The following is a 20,754-nucleotide window of genomic DNA, read 5'->3' as shown; positions in this document are numbered from 1 at the left end:
GTTTCCATGGCCGATACCAATGAACCAACCGCTGCGGAGATTGTGGCTGACATCCGCGACCGGAAAGTAACGGCGGTCAGGATCGTCGAAGCGGCGCTCGATCGAGCTGAGCGGCTCAAGCACCTCAACGCCTTCATCGTGCTGAACCGCGACGGCGCGCTGGCGGCGGCGCGCGAGGTCGATGCCGGGAAACGCACCGGCGTACTGGCCGGGCTTCCGATCGTGGTGAAGGACAACATCAACACATCGGACCTGCCGACATCCGGCGGCACGCCGGCGCTGCAACACGCGCGGCCTGCGCGCAATGCGCCGTCGCTGCAAAAGCTGCTCGACGCCGGGGCCCTGGTCATCGGCAAGACCAATCTGCACGAGCTCGCCTTCGGCATCACCAGCACCAATCTCGCGCCGTTCGCGGGACCCGTGCGGAATCCCTACGACACGACCCGGATCCCGGGCGGGTCATCAGGCGGAACGTCGGCGGCGATCGCCGCGCGGATCGCCACCTGCGGCCTCGGATCGGACACCGGCGGCTCGACCCGCGTGCCCGCGGCGCTGACCGGGACCGTGGGCCTCAGGCCTTCGGTCGGCAATGGCGGTGCCGAGCGGCGCTACCACGACGACAACCAGGTGGTTCCGATCAGCCATACCCGCGACACCGTCGGCCCGATGGGACGCACGGTCGGCGACGTCGCGCTGCTCGATGCCGTGATCACGGGCACGCCGCGGGCAACGAACATTCCGCTACGCGGCGTGCGTCTCGGCATTCCCGCCTGTTTCTGGAGCGGCCTCGATCGCGATGTCGAGGCCGTTGCCCGCGCGGCCTGCGCCCGGCTCACCGCGGCCGGCGCGGTGCTGGTCGATGTCGATATGCCCGACCTGTTCGAGCAGAACAACAAGGTGTCCTTCGTGGTCGCGCTGCATGAACCGATCGCCGATATCCCGGCCTGGCTCGCCGCCTCCGGGATCGAAGGGATCACGCTGTCCGACATCGCGGCCGGCGTCGCCAGTCCCGACGTCGTCGGGGCGTTCGGCGCCATCACCGCGGATGCCTTCGGCGCCGCCTATGATGATGCGATCAAGTTGCAGCGGCCGGCGCTGCAGGCGATCTATGCGGCGTATCTCAGGGACAACAGACTGGACGCTATCCTGTTTCCGACCACGATCGCGCCTGCGCCTGTGATCGACGAGAAGACCGGGTCCGGCGACATGTCGGTCAATGGCGGTGAGACGGTGCCGACCTTCGGCACCATGATCCGCAACACCGACCCCGGCAGCAACGCCGGCCTTCCCGGGCTGTCGCTCTATGCCGGCATGACGCCTGATGGCCTGCCGGTCGGGCTCGAGCTCGACGGTCCGGTCGGCAGCGATGCCAGATTGCTCGGGCTCGGCCTGTCGATCGAAGCGCTTCTGGGCACGGCCCCACCACCAAATCTCTGAGGCCGCCGGGCCGCAACAAGCCCCTTGAATTGAACGGCCAGTCGATTAGTCATGGCCTGAGGCCGCTTGGCCGCCACGATCCGCGCGCCTTGCGGTGCGCTTTTCGCTTCGCCCGCAATGACGAAGGCAATTGAAGGATTGTTATGGACCCCGCCACGATCGTCATCCTCGCCGCCCTGATCATCGGCCTGATCTATGGCTCGGTCGGGCTCGTCAGCGGCTTCTGCATGATGAGCGGCCTGCGTGGCTGGTGGGCTGATGGTGACGGCCGGCTGGTGCGCACCTACGCGCTGGCGATGGGGGTTGCGATCGCGGCCTCGCAGCTGCTGGCGGCGGCCGGCCTCGTCGATCTCGGCAAGTCGATCTATCTGCAGCCGTCATTCTCGGCGCCGGTGATGTTCCTCGGCGGGCTGTTGTTCGGCTACGGCATGGTGCTGTCGAACGGTTGCGGCTCGCGGGCGCTGGTGCTGCTCGGGCGCGGCAACCTGCGGTCCTTTGTGGTCGTGATCGTGCTCGGCATCTTTGCCGAGATGACGCTGAAGGGCCTGATCGCGCCGATGCGGATCGCAATGGTGCAGGCGTCGCAGGCCACGGTGTCGGCCAATTCGGTGCCGGCGCTATTGGCAAGCATCGGCCTTGGCGCGGTGCCGGCGCGGATGGTGGCGGCCTCGGTGCTGTCAGCCGTCCTGATCATTTTCGCCTTTGCCCATGCGCCGTTCCGCAAATCGCCGGGCCAGATCGCGGCCGGCCTGATCGTCGGCCTGCTGGTGGCGGGCGGCTGGTACGCGACCGGCTATCTCGGCGCCGATGATTTCAATCCGGTACCGGTGACGTCGCTCACCTTCATCGCGCCGATCGCCGACGCCCTGCAATATGTGATGCTGTCGACCGGCTCGACGCTCAATTTCGGCATCGTCACCGTGTTCGGCGTGTTCGCCGGCAGCCTGGTCACCGCTGTTACCACCGGGCGCTTCCAGCTCGAAGGCTATCGCTCGCCGCAGCACATGCTGCGCTCGGCAAGCGGCGCCGCGCTGATGGGCGTGGGCGGCGTGATGGCGTTCGGCTGCTCGGTCGGGCAGGGGCTGACCGGACTGTCGACGCTGTCGCTGTCGTCCTTCATCGCAATCGCCGGTATCATGCTCGGCACCGGCGCCGGCCTGCGCGGGAGCTTGCGGGTCAGGCCGCTCGCGACGGCCTAGGGCGTGTACTCATGACCGTCGGCTTCCAGTCATAAAGCGGAAGTTGCCCGGTTCGGTAGTTATCGGCGGCTTTTGACCCAAAGCGGACTCCATTCCTTGTGAGCGGTAGATGGAATGAACGCGGCCTCTCAGCGTGCTACAGGCGTCTCGCGGACAACCCTGCCATTGCGGTCGGCATAAACCAGTCTGTCGTCAACGAGGTGAATGGAGGATATCGGGGCAAAAGCCGACCCAGGGTCGCGCCGTGTCACGAAATCATCAGCCAGACGGAACCTCCCCCCTGCCAGCTTTTCGAGAACGAAATAGCGTTCCTTCGCGACTTGCGGGATTTCCATGGATCGGACGGCAAACTCTCGTCCGGCGGCGACAACGTTTGCACCGCTTGCCATGCCGTAGCCCGGAAACTTGATGTTGCTGAGCTGATGCGCGACGTCGTGCCAGTCCGCGAAATCCGGGCCAACCTGCGCATCTGTCATGAGCTTCTCAACGCGCGGAATCTCCGATGCTGCAAGGTTGGCCGGATCGTTCTTGTAGTCGTCGTAATCGACATACTTCTTTGACAGTCGGATCTTCTCGCCGCGGTAATCCATCTCATCGCTGCCGAACGCCTCAACATAGGCTCTACGTCCGAGCACTACGGCGCCCACCGACACGAGGAGGACACCTAAAACGACGATTAACCTTCTGAACCGCATCAAAGTGCAATTCTCCAAGCTGCCCTTAAAGCGAGGACTGTTACAAGCTGCCCTGGCGCGGCGTCAATTCTTCTGCCGCCTCTATGATGACGCAAACGCTAAGGACGCGCCTTTCTTGTCACGTTGGAGCTGATCTACAATGTTGCCTCTTGGCCCAAGGCCGACATGCAGCGACGTAGGGTTCGACGTCAGCTTCCGAGACCGAAGCGGACGTGACGAATCTATGAGTACAGGCCCTAATTACGCACGCGATGGCGCATCCGCGAGCGAGCTCAACGCAATCCCGCCGACGATCAGGGCTGCGGCAATCGCGAGCGACAGATCTATCGGTTCGCCGAGTAGCAGCGCCGCGGTGACGATGCCGACGATCGGCGTCCCCGTCGTGCCGAGCGAGGTCGTGAGCGCCGGCAGGCTCTTGTTGACAACAGACATCGCCCAATAAGCCAGCGCCGTGCCGATGAAGCCGGAATAGAGGAACAGCAGCACGAGGTGCGGCGACCATTTCACCGTGGGGATGCCTTCGGTAACCAGCGCCGTCATCGTCAGCACCACCGTTGCCACCAGCACTTGCCAGAGCAGGAGCTGCAACGGCGTCGCGACCCAGCGGTGCGAGCGGATATAGATGATGTTGGCGGCCCAGCAGATCGCGGCGATGATGATCATGCCGGCCCCGGCGATGACATGCAGATTGCTCCAGTCCAGCGATGCCGGGTTGAGGATCACGCAGAGCCCGGCGAGCCCCAACGCGACGCCGACGAGCTTCAGCGCGCCGAGCCGTTCGGTGCGCGCCGCGCCCGCGGCCAGCGCGACCCAGAGCGGCGTGGTGTAGCCGAGCACGACGCCCTTGCTGGCCGGCAGATAGCGCAGGCCGGCGGCGACCAGTGTCGAGAAGAACGTCATGTGCAGCAGCGCGACGCTGAGCACGACAGGGATATCGGCGATCCGCGGGATGATCAGATTGCCGCTGGCGCGCAGGATCACCAGCAAGGCGATCAGGGCGACCCAGCTGCGGATCGATGCGGTCCACAGCGGCGGCACCGCCTCGACCAGCGATTTCGTCACCGACCAGTTGGTGCCCCAGGCCAGCACCACGACGATGAACAAAACAACGGCTTTGGCAGGGGAGAGCGACGGGTTCACGGGCGGCATCCTTGCAGGCGATACCGCTTGTGAATAGGATCACGCTGGCTCTATCGAAAGAGCCAGATTTGACAGATAGAAGGAGCCAGATTGATCCTTGCCGAATTGCTCGCGCTGAAGCGTGCCGATGATGCCGGACTGACCGCGCAGCTGACGCAGCAGCTGCGCGCGCTGATGGCCAGCGGCCGGATCAGGAGCGGGGCCGTGCTGCCGTCGAGCCGCACGCTTGCGGCCGAGCTCGACGTGTCGCGCAACACGGTGACGCACGCCTATGAGCAACTCGCGGCCGAAGGGTATCTGCGCGTCGCCGCGCGGCGGCGGCCGGTGGTGTCAGACGATATCGAGGCGCGCTTCGCCAGGGCGGTGCCGGCCCCGCGCCGCGATGCCGCCCGCAAACCGCTGCTGTCGCCCTGGGCCTTGCAGCTCTCGGACTCGGATTGGCCGCTGTCCTACCAGGCCGACTTCCGGCCGCTGCGTCCTGGACTAGCGGATGCGCGCGAATTTCCGCACGAGATCTGGGCGCGCTGCCTGCGCCGCAGCGCGTTGCGCCGCCGCTTCAACGACCAGACCCTGATCAACCGGCCGAGCCTGCGCGAGGCCTTGCGCGACTACCTCGAAATCAGTCGCGGCGTGCGCGCCGAGGCCGACCAGATCCTGATCCTGCCGACGGCGCAGGCGGCGCTGACGCTGATCGCCGCGACCACCATCGTGACTGGTGATGCGGTGTGGACCGAGGATCCCGGCTATCCCGGCGCCGCGGCAGCGTTTCGCGCGGCCGGCGCCGACGTCGTCGGTGTCAGGCTCGATCAATGGGGCATGATGCGGACGCGCGAGGCGCGCGCGCCGAAGCTGATCTTCACGACGCCCTCACATCAGCACCCGACCGGGCGGGTGATGCCGGTTGCACGCCGCACCGAGCTGCTGGCGGCGGCCGAGCCCGGCAAGACCTGGATCGTCGAGGACGATTACGACGGCGAGTTTCACTATGACAGCCGCCCGATGCCGGCGCTGCAAGGGCTCGATCGCGAGGGACGCGTGCTCTATCTCGGCACCTTCGCCAAGGCGATGACCGCCGATATCCGCATCGGCTATCTGGTGGTGCCGCCACAACTGGCGCGGACGATGGAGATCGCGCAGCGCCATCTCGGGCTGATCGCTTCCGTGCACGTCCAGGAGGCGCTGGCCGGCTTCATGGCCGATGGACATTTCCTGGCGCATGTCCGGCGGATGCGGCGGATCTATCGCGCGCGTCGCGACCACCTCGCCGCGGCGCTGGCGCGGCAGCTCGAGCCGGTGCTCACGGCCGAGGTGCCGCCGGGCGGCATGCAGCTGATCGCGCGTTTCAAGGATGGCGCCGCGGACCAGAGTGCCGTGACGCGGCTGGTCGCCGCCGGGGTCGAGGTGCGCGCACTGTCGAGCCTTGCGCTGGAGCGGCCGCACGACCACGGCCTCCTGCTCGGCTTCGCCGCCTGGCGCGAGAACGAGATCGGTGCCGCGGTGCGGACCATGGCGAACTGCCTGGCGGGGAAGCGTGCGGCACGCGGGTAGCCCTCGAACCGTTGCTGACTTGGGCAACAAATGGATTGGGATGGATTTCCAGCGTTATATTATTGGCAAGCTACTTCTTGTTCCCAAGTTTTTTAATCAGCCCAACTCATGGGAAAGGCTGTAAGATGCCTTCCCCAATCATCTGAATACATAACAACGAAATATTCTCGCGCGACTTGTTCCGGAGTGAAAGGTGAGGGATCCGCAACGCCCACTTGCGCGGGGCTATTCGGCGCATACGTGAGAGCGGCAAGGCGGCGAGCTTCGATATCGTCGATCGCATGCATGGTGGCGGCCACGCGATTCATGTCCGCGTCGACAGGTTCGGCTTCCAACACACGTAGGGCCAATTGGCCGTCGGTGTCGCGTGCCGGTAGCTGTAGGGTGCCTCACCCGCGGCAGGACCTCAGCATGAAGGCCCATAATGCGGCCCAGTCGCTCTGTCGCTGTCACCAGCTGGGCCGTGGTTTGCCCATTGGTGAACAGAACTTCTGCGAATGACAAAAGAAGATTGGAACGTTCTTCGAACGTCATGCTGCATTTCTGTTGCTTGCAACAAGCTATTCTGCAGGCGACGCCGCGACAGCGGAAATCTCAGATCTTTTGCCTCGCCGGCGTTCCTCAAGACGCTGCATGACAACGAAGAATGAGGGAACGAACAGCACAGCAAGGCAGGTGGAAGCGACCATGCCGCTGAAGGTCGAGATACCGAGCGATCGACGGGCATTGGCGCCGGCGCCCGTCGCTGTCACCAGCGGCAAGACGCCAAGCAAGAATGCAAACGACGTCATGAGAATTGGACGGAAACGCGACCGCGCAGCTTCGACGGCGGCTGCAAGAAGTTCCTGTCCAGCGGCTCGCCGTTCGCGCGCGACCTCGACGATCAGGATCGCGTTCTTGGCCGATAGCGCGATCAGCAGCATGAGGCCGATTTGGACATAAAGATTGTTTGCAACACCAAGCGCCGTGAGCGCGCCGACAGGTCCAAGCAGAGAGAGTGGCACCGCCAGTAATACGGCCAATGGTAACAACCAGCTTTCGTACTGTCCGGCAAGGCAGAGATAGACCAGCAGCAGTGAGAGCGCGAAGGCCATGTAAAGCTGATTGCCGACCGCATGCTCCTGATAGGACATGCCGCTCCACGCGAAATCGGTGCGGGGCGGCAGTGTGCGCCTTGCGACCTCCTCCATCACGTCCATTGCCTGGCCTGAGCTGAAGCCCGGTGCCTCAGCCCCCGAAATGGTCGCAGTCAGATAAAGATTGAACAGGCTGATCAGCGAGGGGCCGACAGCCGGACGGATCTGCGCCAATGATCCGATCGGTATGGTGCTGCCATCGGCGGTCTTGACATTGAGCTTGAGAAGATCGTCCGGATGCAGGCGATAAGGCGAGTCTGCCTGGACGTAGACTTGAAGCGTGAGACCAAACTTGTTGAATTGGTTGACGTAGGTCGAGCCGAGGTATGATGACAACGCGGCAAAGACGCTGCCGACGGAGACCCCAAGCGTCTCCGCCTTGGTGCGATCGATGATGACTTCAAGCTGTGGCGAGTCCGTTCGGAACGACGTCACTGCTCGCTCGATCGTCGATTGCGATTCGGCGGCGTCTATCACGGCGTTCGCCGAAGAGAGCATCTTCTTGTAGTCAAATGTGCCGTCGCGCTGCAGCAACTGCATCGAAAAGCCGCCGGCATTGCCGACGCCCTGAATCGGTGGTGGCACCAGCACAAAACCTCTACCATCCGTAAGCTCAGAAAGTCGGCCCTGGATGCCGCGCATGATGGATCTGAGATCCTGGTCTTTGGCCTGGCCTCGCTCGCTCCAAGGCTTGAAGGTCACGTAGGCGATGCCCGCGTTCGCCAAGGTCGCATTATTGTCGAGAACGGAAAGGCCGGAAATGGCGAGCGAGTCCGCGACGCCTGGCTGCTGCCTGGCGATCTCCGCGGCCTGCGTCAGGGCTGCCTGCGTGCGTTCCGATGAGGCGCCATCAGGAAGCTGAACCACGACCAGCCCGTACCCCTGGTCTTCGTTCGGAATAAACGCGGTCGGCAATTGCGTGAGGCCGAAAACACCCCCGGCGATCAGTCCAAGTGCGATCACCACCATAAGGCCACTCAAATGCACCATTCTACCGACCAGCCACGTGTAGCCCCCTTCCAACCGGTCATAGACAGAGTTGAAGCCACGGAAGAAAGAATTTCGCTGATCCGGGGGCACCGGTTCTCGGAGCAGCAACGCACATTGTGTCGGGCTCAGCGTTGTCGCCAGGATCGCGCTCAGCAGGGCGGTGGCCGCAATCACCAGTGCGAATTGGGCGAACATGCGTCCCGTGAGCCCTGGCAGCAGCGACGCCGGAATAAACACGGCCATCAGCACGAGAGTGATGCCGACAATAGGACCAAACAATTCGCTCATTGCCTTGACGGCAGCCTCGCGTCCGGGCAAGCCCGCCTCGATTTCGCGCGATACGCTCTCGACGACGACGATCGCATCATCGACCACGATGCCGATCGCAAGCACGATGCCGAACAATGTCGAGAGGTTGATCGAGAAGCCCAATGCGGCCATCGCCGCAAAAGCTCCGATGATAGTGACCGGGATCGTTGTGGCAGGCACAAGCGAAGCGCGCCAGTTCTGGAGGAACATCAGGATGACGATCAACACCAGGATGCCGGCTTCAAACAGCGTCTTGTAGACCTCATTGATTGACGTCTCGACAAACGTCGTTGTGTCGAAGGGGATCGTATAGGACAAGCCGGTCGGGAAGTCGTGCGACAAGGTCTCCATCTTGTTCTTGACGAGTTTTGCGACCTCCAGGGCATTCGCCGAGGGCGTCAGATAGATGGCAATGCCGGCGCCGGGCTTTCCGTTCAGACGGAAGCTCTGGGAATAAGTCTGTGCCCCAAGCTCGACGCGAGCCACGTCCTTGAGGCGCACGAGGCGTCCGCCGTCCGCCGTAGCGGCGCGCACGACCACGTTGTCAAACTGCGCGGGATCGGAAAGTCGCCCCTGGATGTTGACGGTGTACTGAAAGTCCTGAGTAGGAGGCGTTGGCGGTATCCCGATTTGCCCCGCCGTTGCCTGCTGGCTTTGTTGGCTGACGACGCTGATGATGTCCTGAGGAATGAGGCCGAACGCGTACATCTTCTGCGGGTCCATCCAGATCCGCATCGCGTATTCGCCCGTGCCGAAAACGTTGACGTTGCCAACGCCCGGCAGCCGCGCCAATTCGTTCACCAGATTGATCGTGGCGTAGTTGCTCATGAAGAGGCTGTCAAAACGACTGTCCGGCGAGCTCAACGTGACGATTTGGAGAATCGCGGTGGACTTCTTCTGCACCGTCACGCCTTGCGCCTGCACCTGAGTAGGAAGCGAGGCCAGCGCGGCTGAGACGCGATTTTGCACCAGCACCTGCGCGAAGTTCAGATCGGTACCGATTGCGAACGTGACAATCAAGGTATAGGTGCCGTCGCTGGCGCTGGTGGACTGCATATATAGCGCGCCTTCAACGCCGTTGACCTGGTTTTCGATCGGCAGCGCTACGCTATCGATGACAGTCTGGGCGCTCGCGCCCGGATAGCGGGTGGTGACCTGTACTGTCGGCGGCACGATGTCGGGATACTGCGCGACTGGAAGTTTGAAAACCGAGACCGCGCCGATCAAAACCAGCACGATTGCCACGACGTTTGCGAGGACCGGGTGCTCAATGAAATACTTTGAAAACATGGCCGCCCCCTTCGGGTGCCGTGCGTCTACTTGGACTTATCGGTGCCGCCTGCTGCGCTCGCGATCGAAATCGGCCGGGTATTGACCTTCCGGCCCGGGATTGCGCGGTCCAATCCGGTGATCACGACCTTGTCGTCCGGCTTCAGTCCCGCGGTTATGACGCGCAATTGGCCATCGAGTTCGCCAAGCTGCACAGCCCTCTGCTCAACCTCGTCGTTGGCACCTACGACGAGCAGGTAGCGGCCTTCCTGATTCTGTTGCAGGATTCTGTCGGGGACCAGCAACGCGTCCGCCTTGGGTGGGCCCATTGGAACGCGAAGCCGAACGAACATGCCGGGGAGCAGCGCGTGGTTCTTATTCTCAAATACGCCACGCACGAGAATTGTTGCCGTCTGCGGGTCTATGTTCGGGGATACGTAGTTGATCGTGCCTCGATGGGGGAAGCCTTCTTCGTCCATCAGGCCAACGTCGATCGGAATCTGCTGAAGCTCAGCCAGTGTGAGACGGCCGTTCTCGCGAACCTTCATCAGAGTTTGATCGCTGACATTGAAGGTCACGTAGATCGGATCAAGCTGCACGATACTGGCTAGGTTGGTGTGCCCCGCGACGCCTACGAGTTCGCCAAGCGACACCAAATGACGTGTGACGGTTCCATCGAATGGTGCCTCGACGCGAGTGTACGAAAGATTGATTTGAGCAGTTTGCAGATTGGCATCTGCCGATTCGACATTTGCCTTGTCGGCATCCCTGTTCGCGCGAGCCTTGTCCAGATTTGCCTGCGTATTGACACCCTCTTTGGACAGAGTGTCCTGGCGTTCAAATTCTGCCTGTGTCTGCACGAGCCCAGCCTTGGCGCCGTCGAGGGCCGCTTTGGTTGCGCTCAGTTGCGCTAGATAGGGTGCCGGTTCTATTTCGAACAGGAGCTCGCCAGCTTTCGCGGTTGCGCCGTCGACATAGTTGATGGACTTCAAATAGCCATTCACGCGAGCGACCAGATCGACAGAAGCAAAGGCCGTCATGGTTCCTGTGTGCTCAAGATAGGGCGTTACGGCGCTTTGTACGGGCGTAGCCACGCCGACATTTGCCGGTGGCGGAAGAACCAGCTTGTTCTTCGCCTCGTTGCATCCGGCAAGCAGGCCGAGCGCAAGCATAAGCACAGCTATGTGAGGCCAGGTTGCCTGATTCCTGTGATCGAACCGCACCGGTTTGTTGATCATTGCCGCACTCCCGCGCTGCTGAACTAGAAACGCGAACCATTGGTCAGGAAAACTCTCTATCCGAGGTTGTTCGTAAGCCAATCATTCCGGTAGTCCCGCCCTACGCAGGGCATCTTCCCACCGTGCGATTACCTCGGGCTGCCTGTACGGAAGACGGTCCTTGACTTTGTGAACGCGAAAGTTTGGATCGAGTTCACGAACCCGCTCCATCGCATTGGCTGCGATGTCGAGATTTCCCGCCATTGTATTCGCCGCGGCAGCGACGAGGACTGCAATAAAGTTGCTTGACCGTTCTAACAGCGCCGTCTTTGCAAGCGATGACGCCACTTCAGAACGTCCGGCCGCAAAATGGGACGACGCAATCGCAGCCAGCATGCCAGGGCGCTGCGGATCGACGGGGCTAAGACGAACCGCCCGTTCCAAGTGCTCCACTGCCAGATCGTATTGACCGAGGAAGCATCTAATCCAACCACTTAAATGCCAAGCCATCGCCAGGTTCGGATTTATTGCCTGCGCGCGATCCATCAACGATGCGGCGCGTTCAAAATCGGAAAACATATACCCGATTGCGATGCCGCTGCTCGCGAGTGCAACGGCGTCATCGCTGCCGCATTCCAAAGCCCGCGCCGCGACCCGCATCGCTTCAGAGCCCTCTGACGATCCTTCCTCCGACCAACCGTTCAACTTGCGTCGAGCATAGCACCATGCGGCCATCCCATACGCTGAAGAGAAATTGACATCGAATTCAATCGCCTTGTGAAACAGGCGGAGTGCCTCGCTGATGTCCTCGCTCCCGGCCTTATGAAAGTTTGACATCGCTCGAAGGTAGTAATCGTAGCCGTCCAGACTTTCCGTAGGCTTGCGCAATGCTCGAACAATTTCTGCATGCTCAAGCTTGGGTGCAATCGCCCCCACGACGCGCAATGTAACGTCGTCCTGAAGAGCGAAGATGTCCTTCAACGCGCCATCAAATCGGTCTGCCCATAAATGCGCGCCCGTCGACGCATCGATGAGCTGTCCGGTTACGCGCACCCGATCGAGTACCTTGCGAACGCTGCCTTCAAGCACGTATCGCACGCCGAGTTCACGCCCGACTTGCTTCACGTCGACAGCGCGGCCCTTGTAGGTGAAGCTCGAATTGCGCGCGATGACAAACAGAGCATGGTAACGCGACAGCGCCGTGATGATGTCTTCAACGGCACCATCGGCAAAGTACTCTTGCTCGGGGTCGCTGCTCATATTCTGGAACGGCAGCACTGCGATGGAGGGTTTTTCGGGAAGCGCGAGAGGTTTGGCTGTCTCTATTGAGCTGTAGGCCGCCAATAATGCGGAAGATTTCGCGTCGGTGCTCAATCGCCACGCGCGCATCGGCTCGGCAATGTTCTTTAGGTTTTGCGGACCCATGTCTTCAAATGGGCTATCGACTTTCCCGCGGATTTGACGTTGCGCATCGTCAGAAATACAGACGCCACCCGGCTCCGCGATCCCTTCAAGCCGGGCTGCAATGTTAACGCCGTCCCCAAAGATGTCATTGTCGTCGAAGATAATGTCACCGACGTGAATGCCGATGCGAAATTCGATCCTGTGATTGAGTGGCACCTTCTCGTTTCCACTGGCCACGCCGCGCTGAACCTCCACCGCGCAACGCGCGGCATCGACGGCGCTCGCGAACTCGACTAGCACGCCATCACCAGTGGTCTTGACGATGCGACCGCGATATGCCGCGATTGTCGGATCGATAAGCGTCCTTCGGAACGTCTTGAGTTGGGCAAGCGTTCCTTCTTCGTCCCGGCCCATCAAACGGCTATAGCCTGCGATATCTGCAGCCAGAACAGCCGCCAATCTCCTTTCAACTCGACCGTTGTTTATCATCCGGATCGCGCCCTAGATTGCAAAGGCGGCGTCGAGGCCCACGACGTCCGGGATCAGCCCACGACAGAGGGGTGGGGAGCGCTCAAATCCTAGCACCTTGTAGCAGGGAGGGTAGGAGTTTTTGCCCCTACCGGCTTCAGATGCTTACAGAGTGACGGCAAGGCTCGGGGGCTGCTCACCAACCGGTTACCGTAGATCGGCAGGCCCATACTATGCAGTTTGGGCCAGTTGGCCCATGTCGCCGATTTCCGAAAGGGGTCATTCGCGTCGATTTTGGCACGTCTGCCGCACGTCCGGTTACGGGGTAACCTCGGAAGCTCAGGTTGTACGATTTTGCCGGTTGAAGCATCGGTTTGGCCGTGATTCAACCCACCAAACGGGAGCCTTGAATCATGCGGTATGAACTCACGGACTTTGAATGGGCTGCCATCAAGTCGCTTCTGCCGAACAAGCCGCGTGGCATTCCCCATATTGACGACCGGCGCGTCTCTAGTTAGCCAGTGCGGGCAAATACACGATTTCGGAATATTAGAAAAATATCCCTGAGTTGCCCGACGTGTCAAGCAGCCTTGTCGAACGCCGGCGGCCGCCGGCTACTTTGCATGGGGTTGTTTTCGATATTTTGCAGCGCGCCCCTGCAACGGGCCGCAAGCGGGAGGGGGATGCGGCGACATGCTGCTACGGCTCGGCCCGTCTCGCTGCGTCGAGGGCTTAATCCGCCGCCCTGGTCACGATCCGCACCTCCGACGTCAGCGTCTTGTGCACAGGGCACTTGTCGGCGATCTCCATCAGCCGCTTGCGCTGATCGGCGTCGAGGTCGCCCTCGATCTTGATCACACGGTCGATCTGGTCGAGCATGCCGTCGTGCGTCTCGCACTCCTCGCAATCCTTCGCATAGATCTTGTTGTGCTGGAGCGTTACGGTGATGCGATCGACCGGCAGCGACTTGCGGTCGGCATACATCCGCATCGTCATCGAGGTGCAGGCGCCGAGCCCGGTGAGCAGGAAATCGTATGGCCCGGGGCCGGTGTCATCGCCGCCGACCGCGACCGGCTCGTCGGCGATCAACCGGTGCGGACCGGTGGTGACGATCTGCTGGAACTTGCCGTTCCGAGTCTCCTGCACGATGACGTTGCGCGGCGCGCTGCCTGCGTCGGCCACCGGCTGCGGCGCGAGATCGACGTAGCGCTCGGCCCAGGCGCCGATCACGTCGGCGACATAGGCGGCATCCTGCTTGCCGCTCAGGAGATGATCCGCGCCGGCGAGCGAGACGAAGCTCTTGGGATGCTTGGCCGCGATGAAGATATTGGTGGCGTTGTCGATGCCGACGGTATCGTCGGTCGGCGAGTGCATGACCAGCAGCGCCTTGTGCAGCTGCTTGACCTGCGTCATCAAATTCTGCTCGGCGACGTCGTCGAGGAATTCGCGCTTGATGCGGAAGGGGCGGCCGGCGAGCGAGACTTCGCCTTCACCCTGCGCGCGGATGTCCTCGATCCGGTCCCTGAAGAAATGCGTGACATGGACGGGATCGGACGGCGCGGCGATGGTCGCAACCGCCTTCGCCTCGGGGATCTGGCCTGCGGCCGCGAGGATCGCGGCGCCGCCGAGGCTGTGGCCGATCAGGATCGCGGGCGCCTCGCGGGTCTCGCGCAGATGGTCGGCGGCGCGGACCAGATCGGCGACGTTCGACGTGAACGTCGAATTGGCGAAATCGCCTTCGCTGGAGCCGAGGCCGGTGAAGTCGAACCGCAGCGTGGCAATACCCTTCGCCGCAAGGGCAACCGCGATGCGCTTGGCCGCCAGCACGTCCTTGCCGCAGGTGAAGCAATGCGCGAACAGCGCATACGCCTTGATCGGGCCATCAGGCGTATCAAGTGCTGCGGCAAGCTGATGGCCGCCCACACCGGTGAATTGAAAGCGTTCATGCGGCACGGGCAGGCTCCATCATTGTGTTGGGTGTCAGTCGCCAGAATAGCGCTGTTCGGCCCAGGGATCACCGCGATTGTGATAGCCGCGCACCTCCCAGAAGCCCGGCGCATCTTCGGTTAAGAATTCGATGCGCTGCAGCCACTTCGCGCTCTTCCAGAAATAGAGATGCGGCACCACCAGCCGCACCGGGCCGCCATGCTCCTGCTCCAGCGGTTTGCCCGACCAGCTATGGGCGAGCAGCGCGTCCTCGGCGGCGAAATCCTTGAGCGACAGGTTGGTCGCATAGCCGTCATACGAATGCAGCGTGACGAAGCGCGCCTCCTCGCGCGGCTGGCAAGCGGCGAGCAGGTCGCGGGTCGAAAGCCCCTCCCACTGATTGTCGTAGCGCGACCAGGTCGTGACGCAGTGAATGTCGGAGACGAAACTGGTCTGCGGCTGCGCCGCAAATTGCGGCCAGTTCCAGTAGATCGTCTGCTCGACCGCGCCGTAGACGTCGAGCCGCCAGCGCTCCCGCGTTATGTTCGGCAGCAGCCCGAGATCGAGCACCGGCCAGTCCGCCGTCAGATGCTGTCCTGGCGGCAGGCGCTGCTCCTCCGGCCGGGTGACCTTCCCGGTGAGGAATTTGCCCTCGCGCGCCCAGCGCTGCTTGCTGCGCGTCAGCTTGCTCTCGGGTGGCTCGGCGTCGTCGGTCATCGGCGTTGCGCCATCATTCGTGGCGATGCATTGCGGAGTCGTGCTTGGTGTCGCGCATGGTCGAGTAGATCAGCAGCGACAGGAAGATCATGCCGCTGAGATAATAGTAGAACCAGTCCTCATGCCCGATGCTCTTGAAATAGAGCGCGACCGCCGGCGCGGTGCCGCCGAAGATCGACACCGTGATGGCGTAGGGCAGGCCGACGCCGAGCGCACGGACATTGGTCGGGAACAGCTCGGCCTTCACGATCGCATTGATCGAGGTGTAGCCGGCGACGAAGATCCAGGCGCCGCAGATCAAGAGGAAGGCGATGAAGGGCGACTTGGTCTCCTTCAGGGCGGTCAGGATCGGGATCGTCGCCAGCGTGCCGACGACGCCGAAGAAGATCAACAGCGGCTTGCGGCCGATACGGTCGGACAGCGCGCCATAGATCGGCTGCAGGAAGGTCGCGAAGATCAGCGAGCCGAAGATCACGAAGGTGGTCTGGTCTTCGGTGAGGCCGACCGACAGTTTCACGAAGGTCTGCATGTAGGTGGTGAAGGTATAGAACGCCGCGGTGCCGCCGGCGGTGAGGCCGACCACCAGCAGCAATTCGCGCGGATAGTTCAGGAGGCCGACGATCGAGCCGGTCGGCTTGGAGACCTTCTTGGCCTCCTCGAACGCCTCGGTCTCGTGCAGGCCGCGCCGCATCACCGCCGCGAAGATCGCGAGCATGGCGCCGATCACGAACGGAATCCGCCAGCCCCAGGCCTTCAGCTCGTCCGGCGTCAGGAATACCTTTTGCAGCAACAGCAGCACGATGATCGCGGTCAGCTGGCCGCCGATCAGCGTGACGTACTGGAAGCTCGAATAGAAGCCGCGATGCTTGGCGTCGGCGACCTCGCTGAGATAGGTGGCGCTGGCGCCATACTCGCCGCCGAGGCTGAGGCCCTCGATGATGCGGGCGAGCGCCAGGATCGCCGGTGCGGCAATGCCGATGGTGGCATAGGTCGGCGTCACCGCGATGATCAGCGAGCCGAAGCACATGCAGACGACGGACAGTGTCAACGACAGCCGCCTGCCATAGCGGTCGGCGATGTAGCCGAACAGCCAGCCGCCGAGCGGACGCATCAGGAAGGTCGCGGCGAACAGCACGGCCGCATTGAGCTGCTGCACCACCGGATCGCTATGCGGGAAGAACGCCGGCGCGAAATACAGTGCGAACGCGGTGTAGGCGTAGAAATCGTACCACTCGACGAGATTGCCGACCGAGCCGATGAAGATCGCCTTGACCCGCCGCTCGACGTCATGGATGTCGAGATGGTCGCTCGCGGATTGAGCGGTTTGTTCGGACATTGGCAGGCCTCCCCGGATTCTTTGGCGCGATTCCGGGGCAACCTATCTCATTTGCGTGGTGCGATGTAACTGCTGTCCTGTTCCTTAGGCGTTCTTGCCGAACAGAACGGGCAGTTGACGCGGGCCGCGCACCGTGCCTTCCGACCAGGTGACCTTGCCGGCCGGGTCGAGGCGGAAATCCGGAATCCGTTTCAGCCATTCCTCGATCGCCACCTGCATCTCCATCCGCGCCAGGTTGGAACCGACGCAGCGGTGGATGCCGAGCCCGAAGGCGGCGTGGCGGTTCTCCCTGCGGTCGATCACGACCTTGTCCGCATCGGGGAACATGGCGGGGTCGCGGTTGGCGGCGGGGAAGGACAGCAGCACCATGTTGCCGGCCTTGACCGGGCAGCCGGAGATCGTGGTTTCCTTCATCACCTCGCGCGCCATCGTCACCGGCGAATAGGCGCGCAGGAATTCCTCGATCGCGGTCGGGATCAGCGCCGGCTCCGCGACCAGGCGCTCGCGATCGGCGGGCGTCTTGGCGAGGTGCCAGAGCGAGGAGCCGAGCGCGCTCCAGGTGGTGTCGATGCCGGCGATCAGGAGCAGCCGCAGCGAGCCGAGCACGTGCTCGTCGGTCAGCGGCTGGCCGCCGGGGCCCTTGGCCCGCAGCAGCTGCGAGATCAGATCGTCGCCCGGCTCAAGCTTGCGCTGCTCGAGATGGGCCATGAAGTAGCCGGTCATCTCGCGCACGCCGCTCATCATCTCGTTCTCGTCCTTGATGCCGAGCTCGAGGATCTGGTGGATCCACTTGATGAAGAGGTCGCCGTCCTTCTCGGGGATTCCCAGCATGTGCGCGATGGCGCGCACCGGGATGTGCTTGGTGTAGCGCGCCGCGGCGTCGCAATGGCCATCGGCGATGAATTCGTCGATCAGCTCGTTGCAGATCGCGCGCACCCGCGGCTCGAGCCGCTTCATCGCGTCCGGCGTGAAGGGCGGCAGCAGCACCTGCTTGGCGGGCTTGTGCTCCGGCGGATCGGAGGTGATCGGCGGCGCGCGGGCCGTGATCTCGGGGCGGACGTCGCGCACGATGACGCGGCGCGAGGAGAAGTGCTCGGTGTCGTAGGCGATTTCCTTCACCGCCTGATAGGTGGTCGGCATGTAGCAGCCGAGGAAGCGCTCGGTGTGCACGACCGGCGAGGCGGTGCGCAGCGTCTCCCAGATCGGAAACGGGTCGTCAGTCCAGACCGGATCGGTATGGTCGAAATCATGGACCCAGTCGGTGACCGGGGGATGTTCGGGCAGATAGGTTGCGGACGGGGAATCGGACATCAGCTCGTTTCCTTCTCGTTCGATCAAAACGCTGGTCGGCTCAATGGGAGGCACGCGGCCATCCCTGCTAGCCGCTATTCCTCGGTGACTTCGATCGCGATTTCCGGGCAGTTGGTCTGCGCGAGCCAGGCCTTGTCCTCGAGCCCGGCCGGAACGGTCCCGTCGCCGACTTCATGGGCGTTGCCGTATTCGTCGAGCTCGAACAGTTCGGGGGCGAGCGATTTGCAGCGGGCGTGACCCTGGCACTTGTCCTGGTCGACGCGGATTCTGAGCTTGGACATGCAAGCACTCTCCCTCGGCTCTGGCGCACAGGTAGGGCGCGCCGGGTTCCTCATTTTAGTTTATGCAAGTTCCAGCTTGCTTGGGCGGCCGGCCTCTTAACCGGATCGCCAAGTTATAGCATATTACATTATCGTCGTGCTTGCGCGTCAAGCGAAAATTCAGCGATCATTGCCGCAATGGGACAAATCGTTCGTAAGCCGTTGAAAACCTACCACCATGGCGACCTCCGCGAAGCCCTGATTCAGGCGGCGTTACGCGAGGTCGAGCTCGGTGGCCCCGAAGCGATCAGCATCAAGGCGCTGGCCAGGCAACTCGGCGTCTCGCAGCCGGCGCCGTACCGGCATTTCGCCGACCGCGAGGCGCTGCTGGAGGCGGTGACCGCGGAAGCGTTCCGGCAGTTCAATGTGATCATGCGCGAGGCGATCGAGCAGCCCGGCAAGGGCTCGAAATTGTCGCGCTTTGCGCAGGCTGCGCTGGCCTTCGGGCTCGAACGCCACGGCATCTACCGGCTGATGTTCGCGTCCAGAACCATGGCCTGCGCGCCTGTCGGCAGCGAATTGCACGTCGCGGCGATGGAAACGCTGGCGCTGCTGATCGAGTCGTTCGAGGCGCCGGCCGTCGGGCTGCTGCGCGAGCGGCAGGCGCTGAAGATCTGGGCCGGGCTGCACGGCATCGTGATGCTTGCCGAGCAGGGCCTGCTCACCGGCGAGGTCGGCCAGATCAGCCGCGAGGAACTGATGGACGAGATCGTCGAGCAGACCAAGCTCGCACTGTCAGTCGCGCTGCATGCGACGGAAGAAAAGGCGTAGAACGCCTTAGCCTTATTGCTTGGGCATGATCTTTTCGGAAAACCGCTCCGCACTTTTCCGGATCATGCCTTCGGCGGTCGCGGATCGATCGGGGTGGTGCCGCGCACGCCCAGAATGTCCTCCAGCACTTTCGCGCCGGCCAGAAGCTGCGCCTCGGCGCGGGGCTTGGCGACCATCTGCAGGCCGACCGGCAGGCCCGACGCGGTGAAGCCGCAGGGCAGCGACAGCGCCGGGCAGCAGGCCAGCGTGATCGCATAGACGATGCCGAGCCATTCGACGTAATTGTCGAACTTCTTGCCGTCGCATTCGGCGACATAGCGGTTCTCGACCGGGAATGGCGGCACGATGGTCGCTGGCGCCAGCAGCAAATCGTATCGCTCGAAGAACTCAAGCGCACGCGCGGTCATCGCGACGCGCTGCGCCTCGGCGCGCTCGAGCTTCTCGACGGTGAGCTTCAGCCCTTCCTCGATGTTCCAGATCACTTCGGGCTTGAGCAGGTCGCGCTTGGTGCGCAGCAATTCGGCCTTGCTGATCGCGAAATCGAACGCGCGAAGCACGTGGAAGCATTCATGGGCCTCGCGGAAGTCGGGATGCGCCTCCTCGACGATCGCGCCGGCTTCCGCGAACCGCTCCGCGGCCTTGCGGGTCACGGCCTTGACCTCGGGATCGACGGGCGTGATGCCGAGATCGGGCGAATAGGCGATGCGCTTCGGCTTGCTGCCGGAACGCGCCGCGGACAGGAACGAGGTCGGCAGCACCGGCAGCGACAGCGGATCGGCCGCATGCTCGCCGCTCATCGCGTCGAGCAGTAGCGCGAGGTCCTCGACATTGCGCGCCATCGGCCCCTGCTGGCCGAGCGTGCGGTCGACACCGAATTTCGGCGTCTGCGCGACGCGGCCGATCGACGGCCGGAGGCCGACGACGCCGCAGAAGCTCGCCGGGTTGCGCAAGCTGCCGCCCATGTCGGAGCCGTGGGCGAGCCACGCGGTGCCGCTGGCGAGAGCCGCCGCGGCGCCGCCGGAGGAGCCGGCGGCTGAGCGCGATGTGTCCCAGGGATTGCGTGTCGGACCGAACACCTCGTTGAAGGTGTTGGCGCCGGCGCCGAATTCCGGCGTGTTCGACTTGGCGTAGATCACGCCGCCGTTCTGTTCGAGGCGCTCGACCAGGATGTCCGACTTCGCGGGGATATTGTCCTTGAAGATCGGCGAGCCCAGCGTGGTCAGCACGCCGGAGACGGCGGTGAGGTCCTTGATCGGGACCGGAAGACCCGCGAGCAGGCCGCGCTCGCTGACCGGCTTCTGCATCAGGGTTTTCGCGTGGGTGCGTGCGCGGTCGAAGCAGAGCGTCGGCAGCGCATTGACCTTGCCGTCGACCTCGGCGATGCGCTTTTCCAGCACGTCGAGCAGGTCGAGCGGCGTGACGTCACCGGCTTTCAGTTTCTCGACGACGGCACACGCCGTTTCCTTCACCAAGCCCTGATCAGCCATGCACCGTTGCTCCTATGTCTTCTGTTTGCTTGTGCTGTAGAACATTTCCTGCCGTCGTGGCAATGCGACGAGAA

Annotated in this window: 15 protein-coding genes and 1 pseudogene; 5 read left to right on the top strand and 11 right to left on the bottom strand. The window is 62.9% G+C overall.

The window, feature by feature from the left end; translation table 11 throughout:
- The first annotated feature begins 6 nt into the window (after window positions 1-6).
- The gene (gene iaaH, locus AAFG07_RS29095; protein ID WP_342723212.1) at window positions 7-1,437 is read left to right on the top strand and encodes an indoleacetamide hydrolase; all 1,431 of its coding nucleotides are present in this window, start codon (window positions 7-9) and stop codon (window positions 1,435-1,437) included.
- A gap of 143 nt (window positions 1,438-1,580) precedes the next feature.
- Window positions 1,581-2,636, top strand: a complete 1,056-nt coding sequence (locus AAFG07_RS29090; RefSeq protein ID WP_342723211.1) for a YeeE/YedE family protein — start codon at window positions 1,581-1,583, stop codon at window positions 2,634-2,636.
- A gap of 128 nt (window positions 2,637-2,764) precedes the next feature.
- Here AAFG07_RS29090 and AAFG07_RS29085 read toward each other — a convergent pair whose 3' ends face one another.
- Together AAFG07_RS29085 and AAFG07_RS29080 are read right to left on the bottom strand one after the other, a co-directional pair.
- The gene (locus AAFG07_RS29085) at window positions 2,765-3,331 is read right to left on the bottom strand and encodes a hypothetical protein (protein ID WP_342723210.1); all 567 of its coding nucleotides are present in this window, start codon (window positions 3,329-3,331) and stop codon (window positions 2,765-2,767) included.
- A 240-nt stretch (window positions 3,332-3,571) separates the two neighbouring features.
- Window positions 3,572-4,480, bottom strand: a complete 909-nt coding sequence (locus AAFG07_RS29080; RefSeq protein ID WP_342723209.1) for a DMT family transporter — start codon at window positions 4,478-4,480, stop codon at window positions 3,572-3,574.
- An 81-nt stretch (window positions 4,481-4,561) separates the two neighbouring features.
- Here AAFG07_RS29080 and AAFG07_RS29075 point away from each other — a divergent pair, with 81 nt between their 5' ends.
- The gene (locus AAFG07_RS29075) at window positions 4,562-6,019 is read left to right on the top strand and encodes a PLP-dependent aminotransferase family protein (protein WP_342723208.1); all 1,458 of its coding nucleotides are present in this window, start codon (window positions 4,562-4,564) and stop codon (window positions 6,017-6,019) included.
- Between the two features lie 560 nt (window positions 6,020-6,579).
- On the opposite strand, the gene AAFG07_RS29070 is transcribed toward AAFG07_RS29075, so the two are convergent.
- From AAFG07_RS29070 to AAFG07_RS29060, 3 genes are all read right to left on the bottom strand, one after another.
- Window positions 6,580-9,744: a multidrug efflux RND transporter permease subunit gene (locus AAFG07_RS29070; RefSeq protein ID WP_342723207.1), complete on the bottom strand. Its 3,165-nt coding sequence runs from the start codon at window positions 9,742-9,744 to the stop codon at window positions 6,580-6,582.
- A gap of 26 nt (window positions 9,745-9,770) precedes the next feature.
- Window positions 9,771-10,961, bottom strand: coding sequence for an efflux RND transporter periplasmic adaptor subunit (locus AAFG07_RS29065; protein WP_342723206.1), 1,191 nt, complete (start codon window positions 10,959-10,961; stop codon window positions 9,771-9,773).
- Between the two features lie 81 nt (window positions 10,962-11,042).
- Entirely contained in the window at window positions 11,043-12,803 is a 1,761-nt protein-coding gene (locus tag AAFG07_RS29060; protein WP_342723205.1) for an adenylate/guanylate cyclase domain-containing protein, read from the bottom strand.
- Between the two features lie 422 nt (window positions 12,804-13,225).
- Here AAFG07_RS29060 and AAFG07_RS29055 point away from each other — a divergent pair.
- A pseudogene (locus AAFG07_RS29055) lies at window positions 13,226-13,321 on the top strand (IS5/IS1182 family transposase); the annotation flags it as partial.
- Window positions 13,322-13,544: 223 nt separating this feature from the next.
- Here the strand turns inward: AAFG07_RS29055 and AAFG07_RS29050 are convergent.
- From AAFG07_RS29050 to AAFG07_RS29030, 5 genes are all read right to left on the bottom strand, one after another.
- Window positions 13,545-14,765, bottom strand: a complete 1,221-nt coding sequence (locus AAFG07_RS29050; RefSeq protein ID WP_342723204.1) for a bifunctional alpha/beta hydrolase/OsmC family protein — start codon at window positions 14,763-14,765, stop codon at window positions 13,545-13,547.
- A 27-nt stretch (window positions 14,766-14,792) separates the two neighbouring features.
- The gene (locus tag AAFG07_RS29045; RefSeq protein ID WP_342723203.1) at window positions 14,793-15,455 is read right to left on the bottom strand and encodes a sulfite oxidase-like oxidoreductase; all 663 of its coding nucleotides are present in this window, start codon (window positions 15,453-15,455) and stop codon (window positions 14,793-14,795) included.
- Window positions 15,456-15,468: 13 nt separating this feature from the next.
- A complete protein-coding gene (locus AAFG07_RS29040) occupies window positions 15,469-16,791 on the bottom strand; it encodes an MFS transporter (RefSeq protein ID WP_298369758.1) in 1,323 nt (440 codons plus the stop codon).
- An 84-nt stretch (window positions 16,792-16,875) separates the two neighbouring features.
- Window positions 16,876-18,102, bottom strand: coding sequence for a cytochrome P450 (locus AAFG07_RS29035; RefSeq protein ID WP_342723202.1), 1,227 nt, complete (start codon window positions 18,100-18,102; stop codon window positions 16,876-16,878).
- Window positions 18,103-18,176: 74 nt separating this feature from the next.
- Window positions 18,177-18,383: a ferredoxin gene (locus AAFG07_RS29030; RefSeq protein ID WP_016842874.1), complete on the bottom strand. Its 207-nt coding sequence runs from the start codon at window positions 18,381-18,383 to the stop codon at window positions 18,177-18,179.
- Between the two features lie 177 nt (window positions 18,384-18,560).
- Between AAFG07_RS29030 and AAFG07_RS29025 the strand changes: the two genes are divergently transcribed.
- Window positions 18,561-19,193 (top strand): TetR/AcrR family transcriptional regulator, encoded by a 633-nt coding sequence (locus AAFG07_RS29025; protein ID WP_342723201.1) that lies wholly within the window; start codon window positions 18,561-18,563, stop codon window positions 19,191-19,193.
- Window positions 19,194-19,255: 62 nt separating this feature from the next.
- Here the strand turns inward: AAFG07_RS29025 and AAFG07_RS29020 are convergent, their stop codons facing one another.
- On the bottom strand, window positions 19,256-20,680 hold the full coding sequence (locus AAFG07_RS29020) for an amidase family protein (protein ID WP_342723200.1): 1,425 nt from the start codon (window positions 20,678-20,680) through the stop codon (window positions 19,256-19,258).
- Window positions 20,681-20,754 lie beyond the last annotated feature (74 nt).

This window comes from Bradyrhizobium sp. B097, assembly GCF_038957035.1.
In the GTDB taxonomy this organism is placed as follows: Bacteria; Pseudomonadota; Alphaproteobacteria; order Rhizobiales; family Xanthobacteraceae; genus Bradyrhizobium.
The sequence above is the reverse complement of the archived record's forward strand: the minus strand, read 5'-3'. Positions and strand labels throughout refer to the sequence as shown.